This window comes from Desulfobulbus alkaliphilus, from assembly GCF_016918545.1.
GTDB lineage: Bacteria > Desulfobacterota > Desulfobulbia > Desulfobulbales > Desulfobulbaceae > Desulfobulbus > Desulfobulbus alkaliphilus.
The window spans coordinates 1-448 of record NZ_JAFFQC010000243.1 but is presented as its reverse complement, the minus strand read 5'-3'; the positions used below and the strand labels follow the sequence as shown (position 1 = coordinate 448).

Annotated in this window: 1 protein-coding gene; it reads left to right on the top strand. The window is 64.1% G+C overall.

Annotated elements, in window-relative coordinates:
- A partial coding sequence (locus tag JWG43_RS18335; protein ID WP_338033291.1) for a 3'-5' exonuclease occupies positions 1 to 448 on the top strand: 448 nt, incomplete at both ends.

Below are 448 nucleotides of genomic sequence, written 5' to 3'. Positions count from 1 at the left end.
ATCTAAAGCTGCTGGTGAATCCGGACGAGGACACCGCCTTCCTGCGGGTGGTCAACCTGCCGCGCCGCGAGATAGGCCCCACCACCCTCGAAAAACTGGGCCAGTACGCCAACCAGCGCGGCAAGAGCCTGTTTGCCGCCAGCTTCGAGCTGGGGCTGGAGCAGCACCTGTCTGGTCGTGGCCTGGTGGCCCTGCAGGCCTTCACTAACTGGCTGGTGCGGCTCGGCGATCAGGCGCTGCGCGGCAATCCGGTAGAGGCGGTGCGGGACATGATCAAGGAGATCCACTACGAGGAGTGGCTCTATGAGACCTCTCCCAGCCCGAAGGCGGCCGAGATGCGGATGCAGAACGTCTCCACCCTTTACCGCTGGATCACCGAGATGCTGGAGGGAGATGAGCTGGAGGAAGCGATGACGCTGGCTCAGGTGGTCACTCGCCTCACCCTGCG